This is a genomic window from Kribbella antibiotica (assembly GCF_004349055.1).
GTDB classification, from domain to species: domain Bacteria; phylum Actinomycetota; class Actinomycetes; order Propionibacteriales; family Kribbellaceae; genus Kribbella; species Kribbella antibiotica.
Genome location: NZ_SMKX01000116.1, coordinates 1 through 20371, shown reverse-complemented (window position 1 = coordinate 20371; position 20371 = coordinate 1). Strand labels below are relative to the sequence as shown.

At 65.8% G+C, this 20371-nt stretch carries 17 protein-coding genes; 13 read left to right on the top strand and 4 right to left on the bottom strand.

What is annotated here, in order from left to right:
* The first annotated feature begins 116 nt into the window (after positions 1–116).
* Positions 117–1406 (top strand): ABC transporter ATP-binding protein, encoded by a 1290-nt coding sequence (locus E1263_RS30305; protein ID WP_132173550.1) that lies wholly within the window; start codon positions 117–119, stop codon positions 1404–1406.
* A gap of 1 nt (position 1407) precedes the next feature.
* Here the strand turns inward: E1263_RS30305 and E1263_RS30300 are convergent, their stop codons facing one another.
* Positions 1408–2430 carry a LacI family DNA-binding transcriptional regulator gene (locus E1263_RS30300; RefSeq protein ID WP_132173548.1) on the bottom strand — a complete coding sequence of 341 codons (1023 nt, stop codon included), beginning with the start codon at positions 2428–2430 and terminating at the stop codon, positions 1408–1410.
* Positions 2431–2526: 96 nt separating this feature from the next.
* Between E1263_RS30300 and E1263_RS30295 the strand changes: the two genes are divergently transcribed.
* From E1263_RS30295 to E1263_RS30270, 7 genes are all read left to right on the top strand, one after another.
* A complete protein-coding gene (locus E1263_RS30295) occupies positions 2527–4104 on the top strand; it encodes a glycoside hydrolase family 13 protein (protein WP_132173546.1) in 1578 nt (525 codons plus the stop codon).
* Between the two features lie 2 nt (positions 4105–4106).
* Positions 4107–5465, top strand: coding sequence for an ABC transporter substrate-binding protein (locus E1263_RS30290; RefSeq protein ID WP_132173544.1), 1359 nt, complete (start codon positions 4107–4109; stop codon positions 5463–5465).
* 3 nt (positions 5466–5468) lie between these two features.
* The gene (locus E1263_RS30285; RefSeq protein ID WP_202869127.1) at positions 5469–6356 is read left to right on the top strand and encodes a carbohydrate ABC transporter permease; all 888 of its coding nucleotides are present in this window, start codon (positions 5469–5471) and stop codon (positions 6354–6356) included.
* Positions 6353–7228, top strand: coding sequence for a carbohydrate ABC transporter permease (locus E1263_RS42910; RefSeq protein WP_165956795.1), 876 nt, complete (start codon positions 6353–6355; stop codon positions 7226–7228). Before E1263_RS30285 ends, E1263_RS42910 begins: the two co-directional genes overlap by 4 nt.
* On the top strand, positions 7225–9780 hold the full coding sequence (locus E1263_RS30280) for a carbohydrate-binding protein (protein ID WP_238161658.1): 2556 nt from the start codon (positions 7225–7227) through the stop codon (positions 9778–9780). The genes E1263_RS42910 and E1263_RS30280 overlap by 4 nt, the downstream gene beginning before the upstream one ends.
* A gap of 84 nt (positions 9781–9864) precedes the next feature.
* Positions 9865–10641 carry an NPP1 family protein gene (locus tag E1263_RS30275; RefSeq protein ID WP_132173540.1) on the top strand — a complete coding sequence of 259 codons (777 nt, stop codon included), beginning with the start codon at positions 9865–9867 and terminating at the stop codon, positions 10639–10641.
* Positions 10642–10735: 94 nt separating this feature from the next.
* Complete coding sequence (locus tag E1263_RS30270; RefSeq protein ID WP_202869126.1) at positions 10736–11521, top strand: NPP1 family protein; 786 nt, start codon at positions 10736–10738, stop codon at positions 11519–11521.
* Positions 11522–11570: 49 nt separating this feature from the next.
* Here the strand turns inward: E1263_RS30270 and E1263_RS30265 are convergent, their stop codons facing one another.
* Both E1263_RS30265 and E1263_RS30260 read right to left on the bottom strand, forming a co-directional pair.
* On the bottom strand, positions 11571–13760 hold the full coding sequence (locus E1263_RS30265; RefSeq protein WP_202869125.1) for a carbohydrate-binding protein: 2190 nt from the start codon (positions 13758–13760) through the stop codon (positions 11571–11573).
* Positions 13761–14129: 369 nt separating this feature from the next.
* Complete coding sequence (locus E1263_RS30260; protein ID WP_165956794.1) at positions 14130–14894, bottom strand: alpha/beta fold hydrolase; 765 nt, start codon at positions 14892–14894, stop codon at positions 14130–14132.
* Positions 14895–15000: 106 nt separating this feature from the next.
* Here E1263_RS30260 and E1263_RS30255 point away from each other — a divergent pair, with 106 nt between their 5' ends.
* Complete coding sequence (locus E1263_RS30255; protein WP_132173532.1) at positions 15001–15672, top strand: TetR/AcrR family transcriptional regulator; 672 nt, start codon at positions 15001–15003, stop codon at positions 15670–15672.
* Positions 15673–16242 (top strand): GNAT family N-acetyltransferase, encoded by a 570-nt coding sequence (locus E1263_RS30250; RefSeq protein ID WP_132173530.1) that lies wholly within the window; start codon positions 15673–15675, stop codon positions 16240–16242.
* Here E1263_RS30250 and E1263_RS30245 read toward each other — a convergent pair.
* Positions 16229–17953, bottom strand: coding sequence for a BCCT family transporter (locus E1263_RS30245; RefSeq protein ID WP_132173528.1), 1725 nt, complete (start codon positions 17951–17953; stop codon positions 16229–16231). The genes E1263_RS30250 and E1263_RS30245 overlap by 14 nt on opposite strands.
* A 176-nt stretch (positions 17954–18129) precedes the next feature.
* Here E1263_RS30245 and E1263_RS30240 point away from each other — a divergent pair, with 176 nt between their 5' ends.
* From E1263_RS30240 to E1263_RS30230, 3 genes are all read left to right on the top strand, one after another.
* Entirely contained in the window at positions 18130–18540 is a 411-nt protein-coding gene (locus tag E1263_RS30240) for a VOC family protein (protein WP_132173526.1), read from the top strand.
* A 44-nt stretch (positions 18541–18584) separates the two neighbouring features.
* A complete protein-coding gene (locus E1263_RS30235) occupies positions 18585–18965 on the top strand; it encodes a hypothetical protein (RefSeq protein WP_132173524.1) in 381 nt (126 codons plus the stop codon).
* A gap of 230 nt (positions 18966–19195) precedes the next feature.
* A partial coding sequence (locus E1263_RS30230; protein ID WP_202869124.1) for an MFS transporter occupies positions 19196–20371 on the top strand: 1176 nt, incomplete at its 3' end.

Genomic DNA, 20371 nt, shown 5'->3' with positions numbered 1-20371 from the left:
TTAGCGGTGAATCGCTTGCTTTGCTCTGGACAGTGGGTGGAGGCTCGGCTATACGTTAGGCCCTTGTTAAGTTGCCGCCCTACTTAATCCTCTGAGCGCCCCCTGGAGTCCCGTCGATGAGTTCGATCCGCCTCGACTCGATCACGAAGTCGTACGACGGGGAACACCTTGCCGTCAGCAAGTTGTCGCTGACGGTGGCCGACGGAGAGTTCATGGTCCTGCTCGGTCCGTCGGGGTGCGGCAAGTCGACCGTGCTGCGGATGATGGCCGGGCTGGAGGAGATCACTGCCGGCGAGCTGTACTTCGCCGGCGAGCTCGCGAACTGGATGGCGCCCGGGGACCGCGGCGTCGCGATGGTCTTCCAGAACGGCGCGCTCTACCCGAACAAGACGGTGCGCGGGAACATCACCTTCCCGCTGCAGATGGCCGGCGAGAAACCCGAGGAAGCCAACGAGAAGGCCCACCAGCTGGCCGGCATCCTGGGCATCCAGCAGACGCTGAACCGCTTACCGCAAACGCTGTCCGGTGGTCAGCGCCAGCGAGTGGCGATCGGGCGCGCGATCGTGCGCCAGCCCTCGGCGTTCCTGATGGACGAACCGCTGTCGAACCTGGACTCCGCGATGCGCACCGAGCTCCGGCAGGAGATCGGCGCGATGACCCGCGACCTGGGCATCACGACCGTCTACGTCACGCACGACCAGGTCGAGGCGCTGACGCTGGCTGACCGGATCGCGGTCATGCGCGACGGCCGGCTGGAGGACGTCGGGACGCCGGCCGAGGTCTTCGACGATCCGGCCACTGCCTTCACCGCTGGGTTCCTCGGCGTCCCGCGGATCAACCTGCTGTCCAGCTCGGTCCGGGCCGACAACGGCCAGGTCAGCCTGGTGCTGGGCGGCGGCCAGGCGCTCCACCTCGACCCGGACGACCGCCGTACGACGCTCCTGCTCCGCCGCGGTGGCGAGGAGATCATCATCGGCGTCCGCAGTGACGCGCTCACTCTCGACGGTGAATCGATGAACCGCCTGTCCGGCAAGCTGCGCACGCTCGAATACCACGGTCACCAGTGGATCGCGTACGTCGAAGCGGGGATCGAGATGGTCAACCCTGACCTGATCGGCCGCCAGAAGGCCGAACGCCTCCATAGTCACTCCCGGCGGTCGTTCTGGCGCCGGGCCGGCCGGGCGACCAAGCGGTCCGGCTTCTGGAATCGCCGCAGCTTCGCCGAGATGGCGATGGCCGAGACCTCGGCTCCGACGCACCGCCGCGCCGACCTCGTGGTCGAGCTGCACTCCAGTACGCCGCATGTCGCGGGCGACCAGGTCAGTTTCGCGGTCGACCTGGATCGGGTCTACCTCTTTGACCGCCACGGCCAGCGCGTCGACCGCGTCGACCGCGTCATCCACTGACTCAGCGCCGTACGGGTCCGGTCGAACTGCGCTCGATCAGCTGTACGTCGAGGGTGATGGGAGAGTCAGGGTGTTCCTGCTTCTCGATGCTGGCCAGCAGGCGTTCCACCGCGAGGGCAGCCTTCTGAGGGATGTCCTGTGCGACCGTGGTGAGTTTGGGCGTCACGTATTCGCTCAGGTCCAGGTTGTCGAAGCCGACGACTGAGAGCTGATCGGGCACGGCGTGACCGCTGTCGGCCAAGCCCTCCATGATGCCGATGGCCAGTATGTCGGCCGTGGCGAAGACGGCGGTGGCGTCCGGGTGCTCGGTGGGGATGCGGCGGCCGACCTCGCGGCCGGTGGTGTGGGTCGCGGTCTCGATCGTGACCAGGCGCTCGGTCCAGGTGAGATCGGCCTCGGCGAACGCGGCGCGGAAGCCCTTGTAGCGCTGATGCACAACGCCGACGCCGGTGATCGCGGGACTGGCGAAGACGATCTCGCGATGACCGAGGCCGAGCAGGTGCCGCGCCGCGAGCAGAGCGCCGGTGTAGTCGTCGGAGCGGACACCAGTGGTCAGGGGATTGTCCGAGTAGCTGTCGACGGCGAGTAGCGAAACGTTGCCTACGGCACCTGGTGTGAGCCGGTCGATGTCCTCGTCGAAGAAGTTGAGCAGCACCGCGCCGTCGAGACTCCAGGACTTCAGCGCCTCGCCGACCTCACTCGGCTGCGCGATCCCACGCAGCAGCAGGTGATAGCCGCTCTTTCGGAGCTGGCGCTCGATCTGGCCGAGGATCGCGACGTTGTGCGGGCTGATCATCAGGCTGTCCTCGTCGGCGGCCGGGACCAGCAGCCCGATCATCCGGGACGACTTCGCGGCCAGGCTGCGCGCCGACGCGCTCGGCACGTAGCCGCGGTCGGCGACGATGCGCTGGATCCGCTCGATCGTGTCCGCGGAGACCCGGGCGCGATTGCCGTTCACGACGTTCGACACCGTCATGATGCTCACGCCCGCTTCGTCCGCGATGTCCTTCAGCGTGACCCGCATGCGGCCTCCCTCGAACTGTTGACAGTTTCGTTTCCCGGAGATTACCTTCCGGTGAAGGTGGAGCGCTAAACCTAGCACGAACAAAGGGGAATCCGGATGGACCAGTGGTGGCGAGATGCGGTGATTTACCAGGTCTATCCGCGCAGTTTCGCGGACGGGAACGGAGACGGCACCGGCGACCTGGCCGGGGTGCGATCGCGCCTGAAATACCTGCAAGAGCTTGGCGTCGACGCTCTCTGGTTCACCCCGTGGTACCTCTCGCCGCTGGCCGACGGTGGGTACGACGTGGCGGACTACCGCACGATCGACCCGGCCTTCGGAACCGTCGAGGAGGCCGAGCGGCTGATCGCGGACGCCACCGCCCTGGGTATCCGCACGATCATCGACATCGTCCCGAACCATGTCTCCAGTGAGCACGAGTGGTTCAAGGCTGCTCTTGCCGCCGAGCCTGGTTCACCGGAGCGCGAGCGGTTCTGGTTCCGCGGTGGCGAGGAGCTGCCGACGAACTGGATCTCCAGCTTCTCCGGCGAGACCTGGACCCGCACGAAGAACCCGGACGGGACGCCGGGGGAGTGGTACCTGCACCTGTTCACCCCCGAACAACCCGACCTGAACTGGAACCATCCCGACGTACGGCGGGAGCACGAAGAGGTGCTGCGGTTCTGGTTCGACCGCGGGGTGGCCGGGGTTCGCATCGACAGCGCGACGATGCCGGTCAAGGACCCTTTGTTCCCCGACCTGGGGACGACGGAAGAGCATCCGTTCGTCGATCGCGACGGCCTGCATGAGATCTACGCCGGCTGGCGCACGGTCGCCGACTCCTACGATCCGCCGCGGATGCTCGTCGGCGAGATCTGGCTCGCGGATCAGGAGCGGTTCGCCCGCTACCTGCGCCCCGACGAGCTGCACACCGCGTTCAACTTCGACCTGATGGGCCGGCCGTGGGAGTCCGCTGCACTCCGGGACTCCATCCGTACGACGCTCGCAGCCCACGCACCGGTCGATGCCCCGGCCACCTGGGTCCTGTCGAACCACGACGTGACCCGACCGGTCACGCGCTACGGCCGCTCGGATACGTCATTCGCCTTTGACAACAAGCGTTTCGGCGTACCGACCGATCTTGAACTCGGCAACCGCCGGGCGCGGGCCGCGGCGCTGCTCACGGGTGCGCTGCCTGGCTCGCTCTACATCTACCAAGGCGACGAACTCGGTCTTCCCGAGGTGGAAGATCTGCCGACCGCCGCCCTGCAGGATCCGATCTTCTACCGCTCCGAAGGGACTGACCCCGGACGCGACGGTTGCCGAGTCCCGTTGCCCTGGACAACTATTGGTTCGACGTTCGGGTTCAACTCGCACGGCTTCGGTCCGTGGCTGCCACAACCGGCGGACTGGGGCTCGCGGTCGGTTGAGGCCCAGGACGGAGACCCGGATTCGATGCTCAAGCTGTACCGCTCGATGCTTGCCGCGCGCAAGGAGCTGGGTGAGGTGTTCGCCTGGCATCCGTTGGACAGCGAGGATTTGCTCGCCTTCACGCGCGGCGACGTGCTCTGCCTGGTGAACTTCGGCGCCCCTCGGCCGTTGCCGGCCGGCTCGACCGTGCTGCTCTCCAGCGCTCCCCTGACGGGCGATCTGCCCACCGACACCGCAGCGTGGCTGCGGCTGCAAGGAGAATGATCATGAAGACTCTCAAGCCACTGGCGTTGGCAATTGCGCTCGCCACTGCACTGACCGCGTGCTCCAGTTCGACTGAGGAGCCCAAGGCAGACGGCCCGGTGACCCTCAAGGTCGCCCGGGATCCCGGCCTCGACAAGGGCGCGATCGCGGCGTTCGACGAGCGGGTTGCCCAGTTCGAGAAGGCGAACCCGGGGATCGATATCGCTCCGCAGGAGTACAACTGGACGGCGACCACGTTCACCGCGCAGCTTGCTGGTGGCACGCTGCCGGATGTGTTCACGGTCCCGTTCACCGACGGCCGCGGGCTGATCGAGCGCAAGCAGATCGCCGATATCAGCGGGCTGGTCTCCGCGTTGCCGTACGCAACCAAGTTCAACGAGAACGTGGCCAAGGCCGGACAGGCCGAGGACGGCAAGATGTGGGCCGTCCCGATCGCGGCGTACGGGCAGGCTTTGCACTACAACCGGGCGCTGTTCAAGCAGGCCGGGCTCGACCCGGACAAGCCGCCGGCCACGTGGGACGACGTACGGGCCGCTGCCAAGCAGATCGCCGAGAAGACCGGCAAGGCTGGTTATGCGCAGCTGACCACGGACAACACCGGTGGCTGGATTCTGACCACGCTGGACTACGCGTACGGTGGTCGGACCGAGAAGATCGAGGCTGACAAGGCGACTGCGGAGCTGGACACGCCGGAGCTCACCTCGGTGCTGCAGTGGCTGAAGGACCTGCGCTGGAGCGACAACAGCATGGGCTCGAACTTCCTCTACGACTGGGGCGGCATCAACCAGGCGTTCGCCTCTGGCCAGGTCGGCATGTATGTGTCTGGTGGCGGCAACTACGGCTCGCTGGTCACGCAGAACGCGCTGAAGCCCGCTGACTACGGGGTGACCGTTCTCCCGCTAGCGGGCAAGCCGGAGGCCGGCGTACTGGGTGGCGGAACGCTCGCCACGGTGAGCGCGAAGGCCAACGCAGCAGTTCAAGCCGCTGCAGTGAAGTGGATCGACTTCTTCTACCTGAACAAGCTGACCGACAAGGACGCCGCCGCGCTGGACGCGAAGACCACGGCGGCCTCGAAGCAACCGGTCGGCGCTCCGCAACTGCCGGTCTTCGACCGGGCGACGTACGACGAGTCTCTCGGCTGGGTGAAGTCGTACGTGAACGTGCCGCTGGAGCAGTTCAAGCCGTACACGGACAAGATGTTCGACCAGCAGCTGGTGACCGAGCCGGTGCGGTCGACGCAGGAGGTCTACAAACTGCTCGACCCGGTGGTGCAGTCGGTGCTGACCAACAAGGACGCCGATATCGCCAAGCTGCTGAAGAACGCCGATGCCGAGGCCCAGGCCCTGCTGGACCGGAACTGATCCATGAACTCTCGCATCCGTGGTGGCGGACTGAGCACGCTGGTGTTCCTGCTGCCGCTGCTGCTCGTCTTCGGGATCTTCTCCTGGATCCCGATCGGGCGGGCAGTCCTGATGAGTTTCCAGGAGACGAACCTGGTCACGCCGTCCACCTTCGTCGGGCTGCAGAACTTCCGGGACGTCCTGGCTGATCCGCTGCTCTGGACGGCAATCAAGAACACCCTGTACTTCGCGTTCCTCGCGCTGCTCTTCGGATACCCGGTGCCGTTGCTGGCAGCGGTTGTGATGAGCGAGGTCCGCCGGTTCAAGGGGCTGTACAGCGCGCTCGCGTACCTGCCGGTGGTCATCCCGCCGGTGGTCGCCGTACTGCTGTGGAAGTTCTTCTACGACGCCAGCCCGAGCGGAGTGTTCAACACAATCCTCGGCGCGGTGGGGATTGGTCCGATCTCCTGGCTGCAGGACTCGGCCATCGCGATGCCATCGCTCGTTTTGGAAGCGACCTGGGCGGCGGCAGGCGGCACGGTGATCATCTACCTGGCTGCGCTCACCGGGGTGTCGACCGATCTGTATGAGGCTGCCGAGATCGACCGGGCGTCGATCTGGCGGAAGGTCTGGCACATCACGTTGCCGCAGTTGCGCGGCATCCTGCTGGTCACGTTCATCCTGCAGATCGTCGGTACGGCGCAGGTCTTCCTGGAGCCGTTCCTCTTCACCGGCGGCGGCCCGGCGAACTCGACCACGACGTTGTTGCTGCTGATCTACGACTACGCGTTCGCGAACAGTCTGGGCGGGGAGTACGGGATGGCGACTGCGCTGAGCATCATGCTGGCCGTCGTGCTGGGAGTCCTGTCTGCCATCTACTTCCGGGTCACCCGTGGTTGGAGCAAGTCATGAGCCGGGGCATCATCTCGCCGAGCGAATGGCTTCGCCCGGGCGTCCGGCGGACGACCCGCGGGGTGCACGCCGTACTGCTGGTGCTGTTGTTCGTGATCGGGCTCGGTCCGATGCTGTGGCTGGCGAAGGCGGCCATCACGCCGACGCAGGACACGCTGCGGTCACCCCTGGCACTGTGGCCGCACGGCATGGACTGGGCCAACCTGGCCACCGCCTGGACCCGCGTCGAGGTGGACAAGTACTTCCTGAACACGGTCGCTCTCGCGGCCGGCTCCTGGCTGGTGCAGTTGCTGGTGGCAACGACAGCAGGCTTCGCCTTGTCCGTACTGCGACCGCGCTACGGGAAGGTGATCACGGGCGTCGTCCTCGCGACGCTGTTCGTCCCCTCCGTGGTGCTATTGGTGCCGCTGTACCTCACGATCGTCGACCCGCCGTTGCTGAAGGTCTCGCTGATCAACTCGTTCTGGGCGGTCTGGTTGCCGGCCGGGGCGAATGCCTTCAACATCCTGCTGGTGCAGCGCTTCTTCGACAACCTGCCCCGGGAGGTGTTCGAGGCCGCGCGGGTCGACGGCGCCGGCCCGTTCCGGCTGTTCTGGTCGGTGGTGCTGCCGATGTCCCGGCCGATCCTCGGGGTGGTCTCGGTGTTCGCGATCATCGCGGCCTGGAAGGACTTCCTCTGGCCGATGCTCGTCCTCCCGGATCCCGATCTGCAACCGCTGTCGGTCCGGCTGCCCGCGCTGCAACGGTTCGTCGAACTCGACGTCTTCCTTGCCGCGCTGGCGATCTCCACGGTGATCCCGGTGGTGCTGTTCGCAGTGTTCCAGCGTTTCTTCCTCAAGACAGGTGCCCTTCAAGGTGCCGTCAAGGGCTGACTCAGCCCACCGCCAATTGGGACACCTGGGGCACCACAGTCGAGTCCGTCACTCTCGCTGCCGGCAGCATCTCTTACCGGTTCGACAGCACCGATTCCGGCAACGTCAACCTGGACCGCGTAGTCGTCGACTCCGCACCCGCACCCGCAACCGGTGTCTACGAAGCCGAATCGGCGAGCCTCTCTGGTGGAGCGGTCGCCCAATCGGATCACCCCGGCTACACGGGTAGCGGTTTTGTAGGCGGCCTCACTGACGCCAACAAGGGCAACGCCGCCATCACCTATGCCGTCACGGCAACCGCAGGCTCGAAGAGCCTGGCCCTGCGCTACGCCAACGGCACCGGCACCTCGATGACGCTGTCCCTGTATGTCGCGGGCACTCGCTTGCGCCAGGTCACCCTCCCGGCGACAGCGAACTGGGACACCTGGGGAACCGCCTCCGAAGCAGTCGCTCTCGTGGCCGGCAGCAACACCATCGCGTACCGCTTCGACACCACCGACTCCGGCAATGTGAACGTGGACAGCCTCACCGTGTCCGACGCCACCGAGCCCCCGCCATCGGGTGGTCCCGCCCTCGAGAACTCCTTCCTGTCCGGTGGCACCACAGCCGGCACCTCAATCGCTGGCTACGCCGGCAGCGGCTACGTCACCGGTTTCACCACAGTCGGCGCCCGCGCGATCCGCACCGTCAACGTCACCGCGGCCGGCGCGGCAACCACAACCCTCCGCTACAACAACTCATCCGGCAGCACCAAGACCCTCAGCACCTACGCGAACGGCATCAAAGCCGGTCAGATCTCGCTCCCCGCAACCAGCGGCTGGGCGACCGTCCAGCAGTCCCTCACCCTGCGAGCCGGCCTTAACCTGATCGGCTACCAGTACGACAGCGGCGACAGCGGAAACGTCGAGCTCGACGACCTGGCAGTCGCCGGATCGGCCAGCCTGGCCGCCCGCGGCGCCACGGTTTCGTACACCGAGTACGAAGCAGAGAACGCCGCGACCAACGGCGTACAGATCGGTCCGGACCGCACCTACCGAACCGTCGCTTCGGAGTCCTCCGGCCGTCGCGCCGTGCGCCTCGACAACGCCGGTAAGTACGTCGACTTCACGCTGACCAAGCCGACCAACTCGATCGTCGTTCGCTACTCGATCCCCGACAACGCAGCAGGCACTGGGATTACGGCGCCACTGGGCATCTACACCGGCGGTTCGAAGGTCAAGGACCTGTCGCTGACTTCGGCGTACAGCTGGGTCTACGGCAACTACCCGTTCCCGAACGACCCCGGTCTCGGCGGCGGCCACCGGTTCTACGACGAAGCCCGTACGACGCTCCCGTCGTACGCTGCCGGGACTGTTCTGCGACTGCAGAACGACACGTCGACCCCGATCACGATCGACTTGATCGACACCGAGGTTGCCGCCTCGGCGTACACGATCCCCGCGAACTCGGTGGACCTGACGTCGTACGGCGCAGTGTCTGGTGGTGGCGATGACACGGCCGCTTTCAACTCGGCGATCGCGGCGGCGAAGTCGGCCGGTAAGACGCTCTGGATCCCTGCTGGCACGTTCGATCTGACCGCTCGGGTAAACCTCGACAACGTCACCATCCGCGGCGCGGGCATGTGGTACTCGAGCGTCCGCGGTAATGCCGGACGCGGTGGGTTTTTTGCCACTGGCAACAACGTGCAGCTGGCCGACTTCACCTTGGCCGCGGATGTTCGCTACCGCGACCCCGATGGATCAGTCACCACCGACTCGGCGATCGAGGGCAACTTCGGGACCGGCTCGTTGATCCACAACGTCTGGATCGAACACTCGAAGACCGGGATCTGGGCGAACAGCGGCACCAACGGGCTCTACATCGTGGGCGTCCGGGTCCGCGACATGTTTGCCGACGGCCTCAATCTGAACACCTTCAGCGGTGACGGCAGCCCGGTCCGCAACACCCGGGTCGACCAGAGCGTGTTCCGGAACACCGGTGATGACGCGATGGCGATGTGGTCCTTCAACAGTGCGGTCTCCGACTGTGCCTTCACCTTCAACACAGCAACGCTTCCGGCCCTGGCCAACACCGCCGCGATCTACGGCGGCGCGAACAACCGGATCGAGGACAACCTGTTGTCCGACACGGTGTACACGGCCGCGGGGATCACGTTGAGCACCTGGCACTCCGCTCAGCCCTTCAGCGGAACGACCGTCGTACAGCGCAACACGATCACCCGGGCCGGTGGCTTCAACACCGACTGGAACAGCAGCCAGGGCGGACTGTGGATCTACGCCGAGGCGCGCGAGATCACGGCCCCGATCCTGATCAAGGACGTGGACATCATCGACAGCACCTATCAGGGGATCCTGATGACCTGGCAGAAGACGGTCAGCAACATCACCTTCGACCACGTCAAGGTCCAGAACACCGGCACGTACGGCATCGACGTACAGGTTGCCGGCAGCGGCACCTTCAACTACGTCACGGTGAGCGGAGCCTCGTCGGGCGGCCTGAACAACACCCTCGGCTTCACGCTGAACCGGGGTGCGGGGAACTCTGGTTTCTAAAAACTTTATTGAGTGAAGTATTTACCAGAGTGGGGTGGATCTGTCACGGTTCGCTGGCGTTGTCATCCGCCTGAAGGAGCGACCATGACAGTTCCCCTCCCTCGCACCGTCGGCGTACTGGCCGCGACCGCGATGCTTCTGGTGAGCACCGCGGTCACGGCGTACGCCGACCAGCTTCCGACCCTGCCGCAGAACGCCGGCGGCTACGAGCAGTCCTTCTCGCCCGCCTACGACTACGACGGTGACGGTTGTTATCCGGTCGCGGCGATCAGCCCGGCCGGGACCCTCAATCCCGGCCTGAACACGACCGGTGCCGTCAACGGCAACTGCCACGACCAGTCCGATCTCGACAACTCCCAGACCTACGCGCGCACGAAGTGCAACAACGGCTGGTGTGCGGTGATCTACGCCAGTTACTTCGAGAAGGATCAAGCCGTCGACGGCAGTGGTCTCGGCGGTCACCGGCACGACTTCGAGCACGTGATCTCGTGGGTCAACCAGGCCAGCAATCAGGTTGAGTACGTGACCACGACGCAGCACTCGAGTCAGGTGACCTACCCGCGGTCGCAGGTCCGTTTCGACGGCTCGCACCCGAAGGTCGTGTTCCACAAGGACGGACCCGGTACGCACTTCTTCCGGATCGCCAATGCGAACGACGAACCGCCGGAGAATCACTACCACAACTGGCGCTACCCGCCGATCGTCGGTTGGGACGGCTGGCCGAGCACCGGTCTGCGGGACACCTTGATGAACGCCGACTTCGGCTCGGCAACCATCAAGATCACCGACAAGGACGACCGGTTCCGTTACCTGCTCAATGTGTCCAAACCAAGTGGCATCCCGTTCGACGCGTATGCCTGAAGTTCCCTCATTTTTTCGCTGATGAAGTATGTACGCACATGGGGATGACCTGTCATCGTCAGGAACGTTGTTCTTCCGCCCCGAAGGAGTGACGATGACAGATCATTCCCGCGCTCGCCGACGATTCGTCGGTGTTGCGATCGGTACGGCGACGCTGCTGGTGGCCACCACGGTCGCCGCCTATGCAGCGCCGCCGCCGAGCCTCCCGCAGAACGCGAACGGTTACGAGCAGTCCTTCTCGCCGGCCTTCGACTACGACGGTGACGGGTGCTACCAAGTCCCGGCGATCGGTGCCGACGGCACCTTGAATGCAGGCCTCAACACGACCGGCGCGGTCAACGGCAGTTGCCGCGATCAGTCCGACCTCGACAACTCCCAGACCTACGCACGCTCGAAGTGCAACAACGGCTGGTGTGCAGTCGTCTACGCGGGCTACTTCGAGAAGGATCAGGCCGTGGCCGGCAGCGGCCTCGGCGGCCACCGGCACGACTGGGAACACGTCATCTCGTGGATCAACCAGTCGTCCAACCAGGTCGAGTACGTGACCACGACCCAGCACTCGAGCCAGGTCACCTACACGCGCTCACAGGTGCGGTTCGACGGTTCGCACCCGAAGATCGTTTACCACAAAGACGGTGCCAGCACGCACTTCTACCGGCTCGCCAACAACAATGACGAGCCGCCGGAGAATCACTACCACAACTGGCGTTACCCGCCGCTGGTCGGCTGGGACGGCTACCCGAGCGCGGGCCTGCGCGACACCTTGATGAACGCGAACTTCGGTTCGGCCACCATCAAGATCACCGACAAGGACGACCGCTTCCGCAACCTGCTGAACGCGTCCAAGCCGAGCGGGATCCCGTTCAACCCCTTCGGCTGAGCTGAGGTGAGGTGGGAAGGAGCCCCGCCGGCTCCTCCCCACCTCCGTCTCATTCGGTGAGCTTCAAGTAGTCCAGGTTGAAGCCACCGCTCTCGCAGAAGACCGTGATGTTCTGATCCCCTGCAGGCAAAGCGATCTGGGTGCTGATCGACTGGTATGTCGCCCATCCACCGGTCGCCGGCACCGAGACCTTCGCCAGTACGGCGCCTGCTGCGTCCCGGATCGAGATTGCGTCCGGAGCGGTTGCCGCGGTGCCGTTGGCCACGCGGAGCTCGAGGTTGTAGGTGGCGGCCTTGGCCAGGTCGACCCGGTACTGCAGCCACTTGCCGGTATCGGTCCAGCCGATGTTCTTTCCACCGCTGGCCGACGGGTTCGACTCGACGAAGTTCGCGCCGCCCTCGGTCCAGCCACTCTGCGCGACGTACGACTCCGCCTCGATGTTCTGACCGACCGGCGTACCGTGCGGCCGAACGGTGATCTTGATCGTCGTCTCGTCCTTGGCCGCGCCATCGGTGACTCGCACCTTCACGTTCTGCGCGCCGGCGGTCGTCGGCTTCAAGGTGAGCAGCCCGGTCTGTGCGTCCAGGCTGACACCGGCAGGAAGGTCAGTCGCGTAGTACGAGAGCTTGTCCCGGTCCCGATCGGTCGCAGTCAGCTGGACCTGCGTCGCGCCGTACTGGTCGGCAGTGACATCCGGTACGTCGTTCAGCACCGGCGCGTGGTTTCCGTGCTGCGACGGGACATCGCCGTGCCAGCGATACGTGGCGAACGACTTGGCCGGAACCGTGACGGTGAACGACTCTCCGGCCAGCTGGATGCGAACCTGACTCGACGTCGCGTTGGAGTTTCCGACGATCGCCACGAAGTTGTTCCCGCGGTCCTTGAAGACCACGTTGCTGATCCCGTTGGCCGTCGTACCGGATTCGACGCGCGTGTGGTCGGGGGTCAGGTACTTGGCGAACTGGCCCATCGCGTAGAGCTCGTCCCGCACGGTGAAGGTGCGAGCCGTGGTGTCGACCTTGACCAGGCGGTTCGGCCACTTCGTCGTGCGACCGACCTCGGCCCAGTCGACGTTGTTGTCCCTCGACGGCGTCCAGTGCAGCGTGCCGCCGTCCTGGTCGGTCGTCTGCGCCCACATCACGTACGACGATGCGTCCAGCCGGAAGTAGTTCAGGATCGTGGCCGGGTTCAGGTCGCTGGTCTCGGTCATGTGCACCGGCTTGCCGGTCTGCTCATAGGCATCGCGCATGACGGTCGGGTCGCCCCAGTACGGGTGGAACGCGATCGCGTCACTCGCCTTCTTCGTGGCCGGGTCGTCGAAGATCCGGTGGTAGTTCTTGGTCGCGGTGCTGTTCGGATCGCGCCAGTCCCAGAAGTTGAAGTCGTGCACGTAGAGCTGCGTCGACAGACCCGCGCGCCGTACCTCGTGCTTGATCGCGACGGCGAGCTTCTGCTGCTGCTCGACGCTGATGTCCATTGCCGGGTAGACGACGTCGATCCCCGGCTCGTTGAGCAGCGTCAGCGCGTCGACCTTGATGCCCTGCTTGGCGAAAGCCTGGATGTACTTCACGTAGTAGCGCGCGAAGACGTCGATACAGTCGTCGCGCAGCTTGCCCACCTGGTAGAACGACGTGCTGCCTGGCTTGAGCGCGACCTCACCGGTGAACCGGTTGTTGGTCTTCATCCATGCCGGCGCACTCCACGCCGAAGCGAAGAAGGTCGCCTTCGGGTTGTAGCGCTGGATCAGCTTCACCGTGTCCACGATGTGCGTGTCGATGTCCCGCTTGATCGAGAAATACTTGAGCCCGAAGTCCTCGGTGACACCGGCCGGAAGCTCGTCGTACGACCAGAACGGCAGATGCTCGATCAGGTCCGGGCTACCGATCGTCAGCCGGAACCGATCCAGCCCCGCGCCGTTCTTCGGATCGACCAGCAGCCGGATCGCGCGATCCCGCTCGGCCGGCGTCAGCTTCCACAGATTCGAAACGCTGGTCTCGTCCAGCGAGAACCCGACCCCGCTGTACTTCTGCCGCAACGTGCTCGGGTCCACGACCACAGTCGCATCCGGCGTCGTACCGCGATCGTTGCCCACATAAGCCGACGGCAACGGCTGCCAAGTCTGAGCCGACCCACTCGAGTAACTCCCACTGACCACCGCCCCCCGCTCCGGCCGCCCAGCGTTCGCCGGCGCTCCAGCCGTCAGCAGCCCGGCCCCCAACGCCGCGACCGTAACCGCCACCCCAAGACTTCGCCTCACAAATCCTCCCAGCATCCAACCCGGAAAGCGCTTACTAGCCGCCGACCCTACGCGCCGGAATGCGCATGCACATCCCCCCGCCGGTTCCGGAACTAAGACACCTTTGAGCACGGTTCAGTCACCGATCGGCCCGGAAAGCGACTGATCGGTGCTCAAGGCTGGATCAGGCGTGCGGCCTTGAGTACGGCTCAGTCGTTTCGACGGTTGGCAGGTGACTGATCGGTGCTCAAGGCGTGGCTGTCGTGCGCTGGCCGGGTGGGCGGGAGCGGGGTGTTGCGGGCGGCGCCGAGGACTCGGTAGGCGCCGCAGATGCCGATGGCTTCGGTGCGCTGTGGCTTGGTGGCGGGCATGTCAGGCGGCCCGGGCGAGGAAGTCGGCGATGGCGTCCATGGCGGTGGTGGTCTGGTCGGTGAAGAGACGGTGCCCGGCGGTTTCCACGACGACCAGTTCGGAGTGCGGGATTGCGGCGGCCAATTTCTCGCCTGCTGACAGTGGGACCAGGCGGTCCTCGCGCCCATGCAGAACCAGGACCGGTACGGCGAGTTGGTGCAGATCGGCGTACCGGTCCCAAGGCGCAGCGGCCACCAACTGGCTCCGAAGCCCTTCCGACGTGGTCGGGATCGCGCTCGCCACCTCCTCGTCGCGCGCAATCTCGGCCGCTGGCGTCTGATCGACGTACAGAAGCGGAGCGAGGGCCCGGCTGCGTTCGCCGGGCGGTAGAGCGGCCATGGTGGCGACGGCCGAGGCTGCAACGGTCAGGTGTGGGATTCCGGCATGGGTACTGACCAGCATGAGCGAACTGACCCGATCGGGGTGGCTGAGGGCGAACTCCTGCGCAATCAGCCCGCCCATGCTTAGTCCGAGCACGTGGGCCCGCGTGACCCCAGCGGCATCCAGTACGGCGATCGCGTCGGAAGCCAGCGTCGCGAGATCGAAGGGCTCTGGGCGATGACCGGTTCGCCCGACGCCGCGGTTGTCGAACGTGATGACTCGGTAGTCGCGCAGCGCCGGCAGCACCCGGAACCACGATGCCGAACACGACCCCAACCCGTTGATCAGGAGCACCGGCTCACCCTCGCCAGTGCTCTCCCACCAGATCCCTGCCGTCGTCTGCATCCCGACCTCCATTGGAACGAGCGTTACATCACTCTGCGTGTCTATCACGTCAGTGTCAAGCGCATATTCTGATAGCTTGTGGATCGATCGTTCTAAGGAAGGTGAGATGGATTCACTGCTCCCGCCGCAGCTCGTGGCGGATGGTGCGAAGGGGCGGCTGCTGGCGGCCGCGGTCGAGCTGTTCGCGGCCCGGGGCTATCACGGCGTCTCCGTCCGCGACCTGACCGCGCATCTCGGGGTGCAGCCGAGCTCCTTGTATGCGAAGTACGCCTCGAAGGCGGAGCTGTTCAGCGAGTTGGTGTTCCTCGCCAACGAGCAGATCCGGGACCGGATGCGGGCCGGTCTGCTCGAGGCTGGGCCGGATCCGGCCGCGCAGCTGGCCGCGCTCACCCATGCGAACGTCGAGTTCCACACGACCTACCCGCTGTTCGCGACGATCGCGCACAACGACTTCGGCATGCTCACGGAGAGCGCGCTGCACCACGTCGCCGCCAGCCGCAAGGAGGCGATCGACCTGATGCGGGCCGTCATCGACCGCGGCAACGACCGGGGCGTCTTCGACTGCCCCGATCCGTGGACGGCCATCGCGGCGATCGCCGGCTTCGGGATCCGCCTGGCGGTCTGGTATCGCCCACAGGGCCGCCTCGACGACCCGTCCGCCGGTTTCGCCGCCGAGGTCCAGAACTGGATGGGTCGGCAGCGCTCGATCGAGGATCTCAAGGCGACTTACGCGACGTACACGCTCAGACTTGTCGGTTGGTGCGGCCATACTGACTGAATGATCGAGCTCAGCGTGCGGCCGCTGGATGCCGCAACCTGGCCGGCGTTCGCGGCGCTGGTCGAGGCGAACAACGGAGTGTGGGGCGGCTGCTGGTGTGTCGGCTTCCACCTGAAACTCAAAGGCCGCACGGCCGCCGAGAACCGCGCGGAGAAAGAGCGCCGCGCCCATGACGGCACGACCCACAACGCCCTGGTCTTCGACGGCGACGAATGCGTCGGCTGGTGCCAGTTCGGCACCCCCGACGAGCTCCCCGAGATCAAGAGCAAACGCCTGTACGACAAGGGCCTGACCACCCTGCCGGACTGGCGCATCACCTGCTTCTTCACCGGCAAAGGCCACCGTGGCCGCGGTGTCGCCAACGCCGCTCTAGCCGGGGCTCTCGACCAGATCGCTCAGTACGGCGGGGGCGTGGTCGAGGGCTATCCCGAGGAGACCGACGACCGCAAAGTCTCCGGCTCGTTCCTGCATACCGGCCCGATGGCGGCCTTCGAGCTCCACGGGTTCGAGCGCACCCGGCCGATCTCCCCGCACCGCTGGGTCGTGACCCGGACGGTCAGTCCTTCCTGACCGGCGGATCTTCGCCGTTGCCGGTGACGACGAGGGAGAAGGCGTCGCCGTGGGTGGTGACGCCCTCGATGACGGCCGCTTCCATTGCTTCGGAGCCGATCGTCTTACGCAGCACGAGTGGATCGGTGCGGAGGTCCTTGGCCAGGGCGACGGCTAGCCCGACCATGACGAGCGCGAACGGGAGCGCGGCGACGATGGTCAGATTCTGCAAGCCCTGCAAGGCTTTTGCGCCGCCTCCGCCAACCAGCAGCATGACTGCGGCGACTGCTCCGGTGAGGACACCCCAGAAGATCACGACCGGTTTGCGCGGCTCGATGGCACCGCGCTGCGACAAGGTGCCCATCACGATCGAGGCCGCGTCGGCGCCGGAGACGAAGAAGATCGCGACCAGTACGACGACCAGAATCGTGGTGACGGATGCCAGCGGGTAATGGTCGAGCAGGCCGAAGAGCTGGCCCTCGCTGGTGGACTGGCCGGCAATGTCGACGCCGCTGCGCTGGGTGTCGATCGCGGCACCACCGAAGATGCAGAACCAAACCAGGCTGACCATCGACGGCACCAGCAGAACGCCGGTGACGAACTGCCGGATCGTCCGCCCGCGGCTGATCCGCGCGATGAACATGCCGACGAACGGCGTCCACGAGATCCACCAAGCCCAGTAGAAGACCGTCCAGCTGGACAGCCAGGTGGCCATCGTGTCGCCGCCACTCGCCTCGGTGCGCGCCGCCATGTCGGCGATGTCCCGCAGGTAGTCACCGATCGCGGTCGGCACCAGGTTGAGGATCAGCACCGTCGGCCCGACCACGAACACGAACGCCGCGAGCACAACCGCCAGCACCATGTTGATGTTCGACAACCATTGGATGCCCTTGGCAACACCGGACACGGCCGAGGCAACAAAAGCCGCAGTCAGTACGGCGATCACTCCCACCAGTACGGCGTTTCCGGTCTTGTCGAGCCACCCCAGGATCCGCACGCCCGAGCCGATCTGCAGCGCACCGAGCCCCAGCGAAGCCGCCGAACCGAACAATGTCGCGAAGATCGCCAAGCTGTCGATCACCTTGCCGATCGGTCCTTCGGTCCGCTTGCCGAGCAGCGGCGCGAAGGCCGAGCTGATCAGCTGCGAACGCCCGCGCCGAAAGGTGCCGTAGGCAATCGCTATGCCGACGACCGCGTAGATCGCCCACGGGTGCAGCGTCCAGTGGAACAGCGTCGTCGCCATCGCAGTCTGCAGCGCCGCGTCGGTGCCGCCCTCGACCGTCCCCGGAGGCGGCTTCATGAAGTGCGACAACGGCTCGCTCACGCCGTAGAACATGAGCCCGATCCCCATGCCCGCGCTGAACATCATCGCGACCCACGAGACCGTCTTGAACTCCGGCTCCTCGTCATCTGCCCCGAGCGGAATCCGCCCGTACTTCCCCGCGGCCAGCCAGATCACGTAGACCACGAATCCCGAGGCGAGCAGAACAAACAGCCAGCCCGTGTTCGTCTCGACCCACGTCAGCGCGGAAGTGGACGCCGTACCGAGACTGGCGGCACCGACGAATCCCCAGACCACAAAGGCCAAAGCGATCACCGCAGTGACACCGAACACGATCCGGTCGATGCCTGAGTTGGTACTTCGACTGCCTGGTGGCGGTGGTGCCGCGAGCGCGGGATGCTCGTTTGCGTGGTCAGGGTTTACTTGCTGGCTGTCGATATCGATCGCCACAACTGAATCACGCCTCGCTTCGGCGCGCCTCCGGTTTTCTACTAGGGGATCACAGGGGTTGCCCTTCGACCATTCCGGAGATCGTGGCGAAACGCAACTATCGTGGCCTCGGCCACAGTGCTGACCAGTGACTTTCCCTGGTGCGAGCAGGCCGTCGTACCCGTGATCTTGGCTGCATGAGCACTTTTGAACAGCGCATCGAGGCCCTGATCATCCCGGTCACCGATGTCGACGCTTCCCGCGACTTCTACGTAGGCCTCGGCTGGCGCCTTGACGTCACCCCGCCCGGCGTAGTCCAACTGACCCCGCCCGGCTCGGCCACCTCGGTCCAGTTCGGTGCCGGGATCACCCCTGCGGCGCCCGGCTCGTCGACCGCCTACCTGGTCGTCGAGGACATCGTCACCGCCCGTGAAGCCCTGGTCGCCGCCGGTGCCGCAGTCACCGACTACTTCCACCGCGGACCCGACGGCTTCGTCCCCGGCCTGGACCCCGACCGCGCCAGCTACGCCACCCGAGCCACCTTCCCCGACCCCGACAACAACACCTGGATCCTCCAGGAGATCACCACCCGCCTGCCCGGTCGGTGATCAGTCGCTGGACAAATCGGGTGTGAAGCACGGAGCCTGGTGGGGTGCTCAACGGTGAGGTTGAGGTCGGTACGACATATCTGGTCGAGGTGCCGCATGTGCTGGAGGCGGACCATCGGCTGACGTTCGGTGCCCTGCGTGGGGCGACTTTTCCGCTGACGGTGACCGCGTTGGAGGCGAGCGAGGCCGAAGGGATTCGGTCGGTGCTGAGCCCGACGACCGCGGTCACCTTGACGGTTGAGCAGTGCCGGGAGCTGGGGTTGCCGGAGGGGGAGTACGAGATCGTCGGCAATCTGCGGATGCCGGACGGTACGCCGATCGTGCTGCCGCGGGTGCAGACGCTCACCGTGCCGATCGCGTGGCTGGTGCCGTTCACCGACGACCGCCCGAGTGGGCATTGGGACGCCACCGGCTCGCTTTGGTAAACCCTGTGCCTCCCGACCCGCCCGGTTGCTACCCTCGCTGCGTGCCCAAGACAGACACGGTGCGCCGTCGCTCATGAGCGGCGGCGCATAGCAACCAGAACTCGCCGTCGCTCCTGACCATCCGTCGGGAGCGCCCGTTGTGGCGCTCGGAATCTGTCTTCCTTCCGGAGCGCATACCCGTGTTTCAACTGTCTGTTCGTCATCGTCGGCGCATTCTTGTCGCCGACCTCGTGTCCACTGCGGTCTTCCCGCTCGCGATCACCGGCTCGACCGCCGTTATCCCCGCAGCGACCGCTGACTTGCCAGGGAACGATGCCCTCGGCCCCTGGATTGTTGTCGGCTACAACGGTCTCTTCGCCGCTGCGCTTTTGCTCGCCGGTGTTCTGGCCGACCGCACCTCCCGCACGAAGTTCTTTGCTTTAGGCAACGTTGTCGTTGCTGTCGCTGGAGTGTTGTCGGCTTTCGCACCCGACCTTGGCGCGCTCGTTGCCCTTCGAGTGCTGGCGGGGGTTGGCGCGGCGATGTGTGCGGCCGGCGGTTCGGCGATGGTGCTCGCCGTCTATCCGCCTGAGGATCGACATCGCGTGTACGGCTATGTCGGCGCCGTACTGGGCACCAGCCTCGCCCTCGGACCTTTCGCCGCCCAAGGCCTGATGGCGCTCGGCGGCTGGCCCATGGTCTTCGTCGTACCCGCCGCGGTTGCAGGTCTCGCCGTCGTACTCTCCATCGGCCTGCCGAGTCTCCGCACTCGCGATCTCCCTCCGGAGTTCGACCTGGCCGGTGCGGTCATCTTCGGTCTCACGATCGCTGCCGCCGTGACCGCCTTCGGTTTCGCCCTGCCCGTCTGGGCGACTCTTGTCCTGCTCATCGCGGCGGCTGGTGGAACCGCAGTACTCGTCCGAGTAGAACGCCGTACGGCGGATCCTGCGATCCCACTCGACCTGCTGCGCATCCCGGCGTACCGGGCCTATGCACTCGGAACCGGCGCCTTCATGGGAGTCCTAGTGGTCGGCCTAACCGTCCTGCCGCAACTCGGCGCCGACCTAGGCCCCGGCCAAGTCGGTCTGCTCCTCAGCCTCCTCACCATCCCCTCAACCCTCCTGCCGCTACTCGCCGCCCGCATAGCCCGCCGCTGGGCCGCACCCCTGGTGATCACAGCGCTCCTCACCTGCGTCGCCACCGCCGTAGCCCTCCAACTAACCGACGCGCCACCGGCCCTCTTCATCGGCACCGCCCTCCTAGGTATCTCCCTAGGCCTCACCGAAGGCGTCCCCGACGGCCAAGCCCTCCAACACGTCCCCGCCCACCGAGGCGGCGCCGGCGCAGCCCTCTTCAGCACCACCCGCATGACCGTGGAAACCCTCACCCTCGCAGCCGCCACGGGTACAGCCACCCTCCTAACCCCC

Excerpts from the sequence above, each read along its gene's own strand:
- E1263_RS30290 (WP_132173544.1), top strand. The coding sequence starts at position 4,107 with ATGAAGACTCTCAAGCCACTGGCGTTGGCAATTGCGCTCGCCACTGCA.
- E1263_RS30275 (WP_132173540.1), top strand. The coding sequence starts at position 9,865 with ATGACAGTTCCCCTCCCTCGCACCGTCGGCGTACTGGCCGCGACCGCG.
- E1263_RS30260 (WP_165956794.1), bottom strand. The coding sequence starts at position 14,894 with ATGCAGACGACGGCAGGGATCTGGTGGGAGAGCACTGGCGAGGGTGAG.
- E1263_RS30305 (WP_132173550.1), top strand. The coding sequence starts at position 117 with ATGAGTTCGATCCGCCTCGACTCGATCACGAAGTCGTACGACGGGGAA.
- E1263_RS30250 (WP_132173530.1), top strand. The coding sequence starts at position 15,673 with ATGATCGAGCTCAGCGTGCGGCCGCTGGATGCCGCAACCTGGCCGGCG.
- E1263_RS30270 (WP_202869126.1), top strand. The coding sequence starts at position 10,736 with ATGACAGATCATTCCCGCGCTCGCCGACGATTCGTCGGTGTTGCGATC.
- E1263_RS30240 (WP_132173526.1), top strand. The coding sequence starts at position 18,130 with ATGAGCACTTTTGAACAGCGCATCGAGGCCCTGATCATCCCGGTCACC.
- E1263_RS30255 (WP_132173532.1), top strand. The coding sequence starts at position 15,001 with ATGGATTCACTGCTCCCGCCGCAGCTCGTGGCGGATGGTGCGAAGGGG.
- E1263_RS42910 (WP_165956795.1), top strand. The coding sequence starts at position 6,353 with ATGAGCCGGGGCATCATCTCGCCGAGCGAATGGCTTCGCCCGGGCGTC.
- E1263_RS30295 (WP_132173546.1), top strand. The coding sequence starts at position 2,527 with ATGGACCAGTGGTGGCGAGATGCGGTGATTTACCAGGTCTATCCGCGC.
- E1263_RS30285 (WP_202869127.1), top strand. The coding sequence starts at position 5,469 with ATGAACTCTCGCATCCGTGGTGGCGGACTGAGCACGCTGGTGTTCCTG.
- E1263_RS30300 (WP_132173548.1), bottom strand. The coding sequence starts at position 2,430 with ATGCGGGTCACGCTGAAGGACATCGCGGACGAAGCGGGCGTGAGCATC.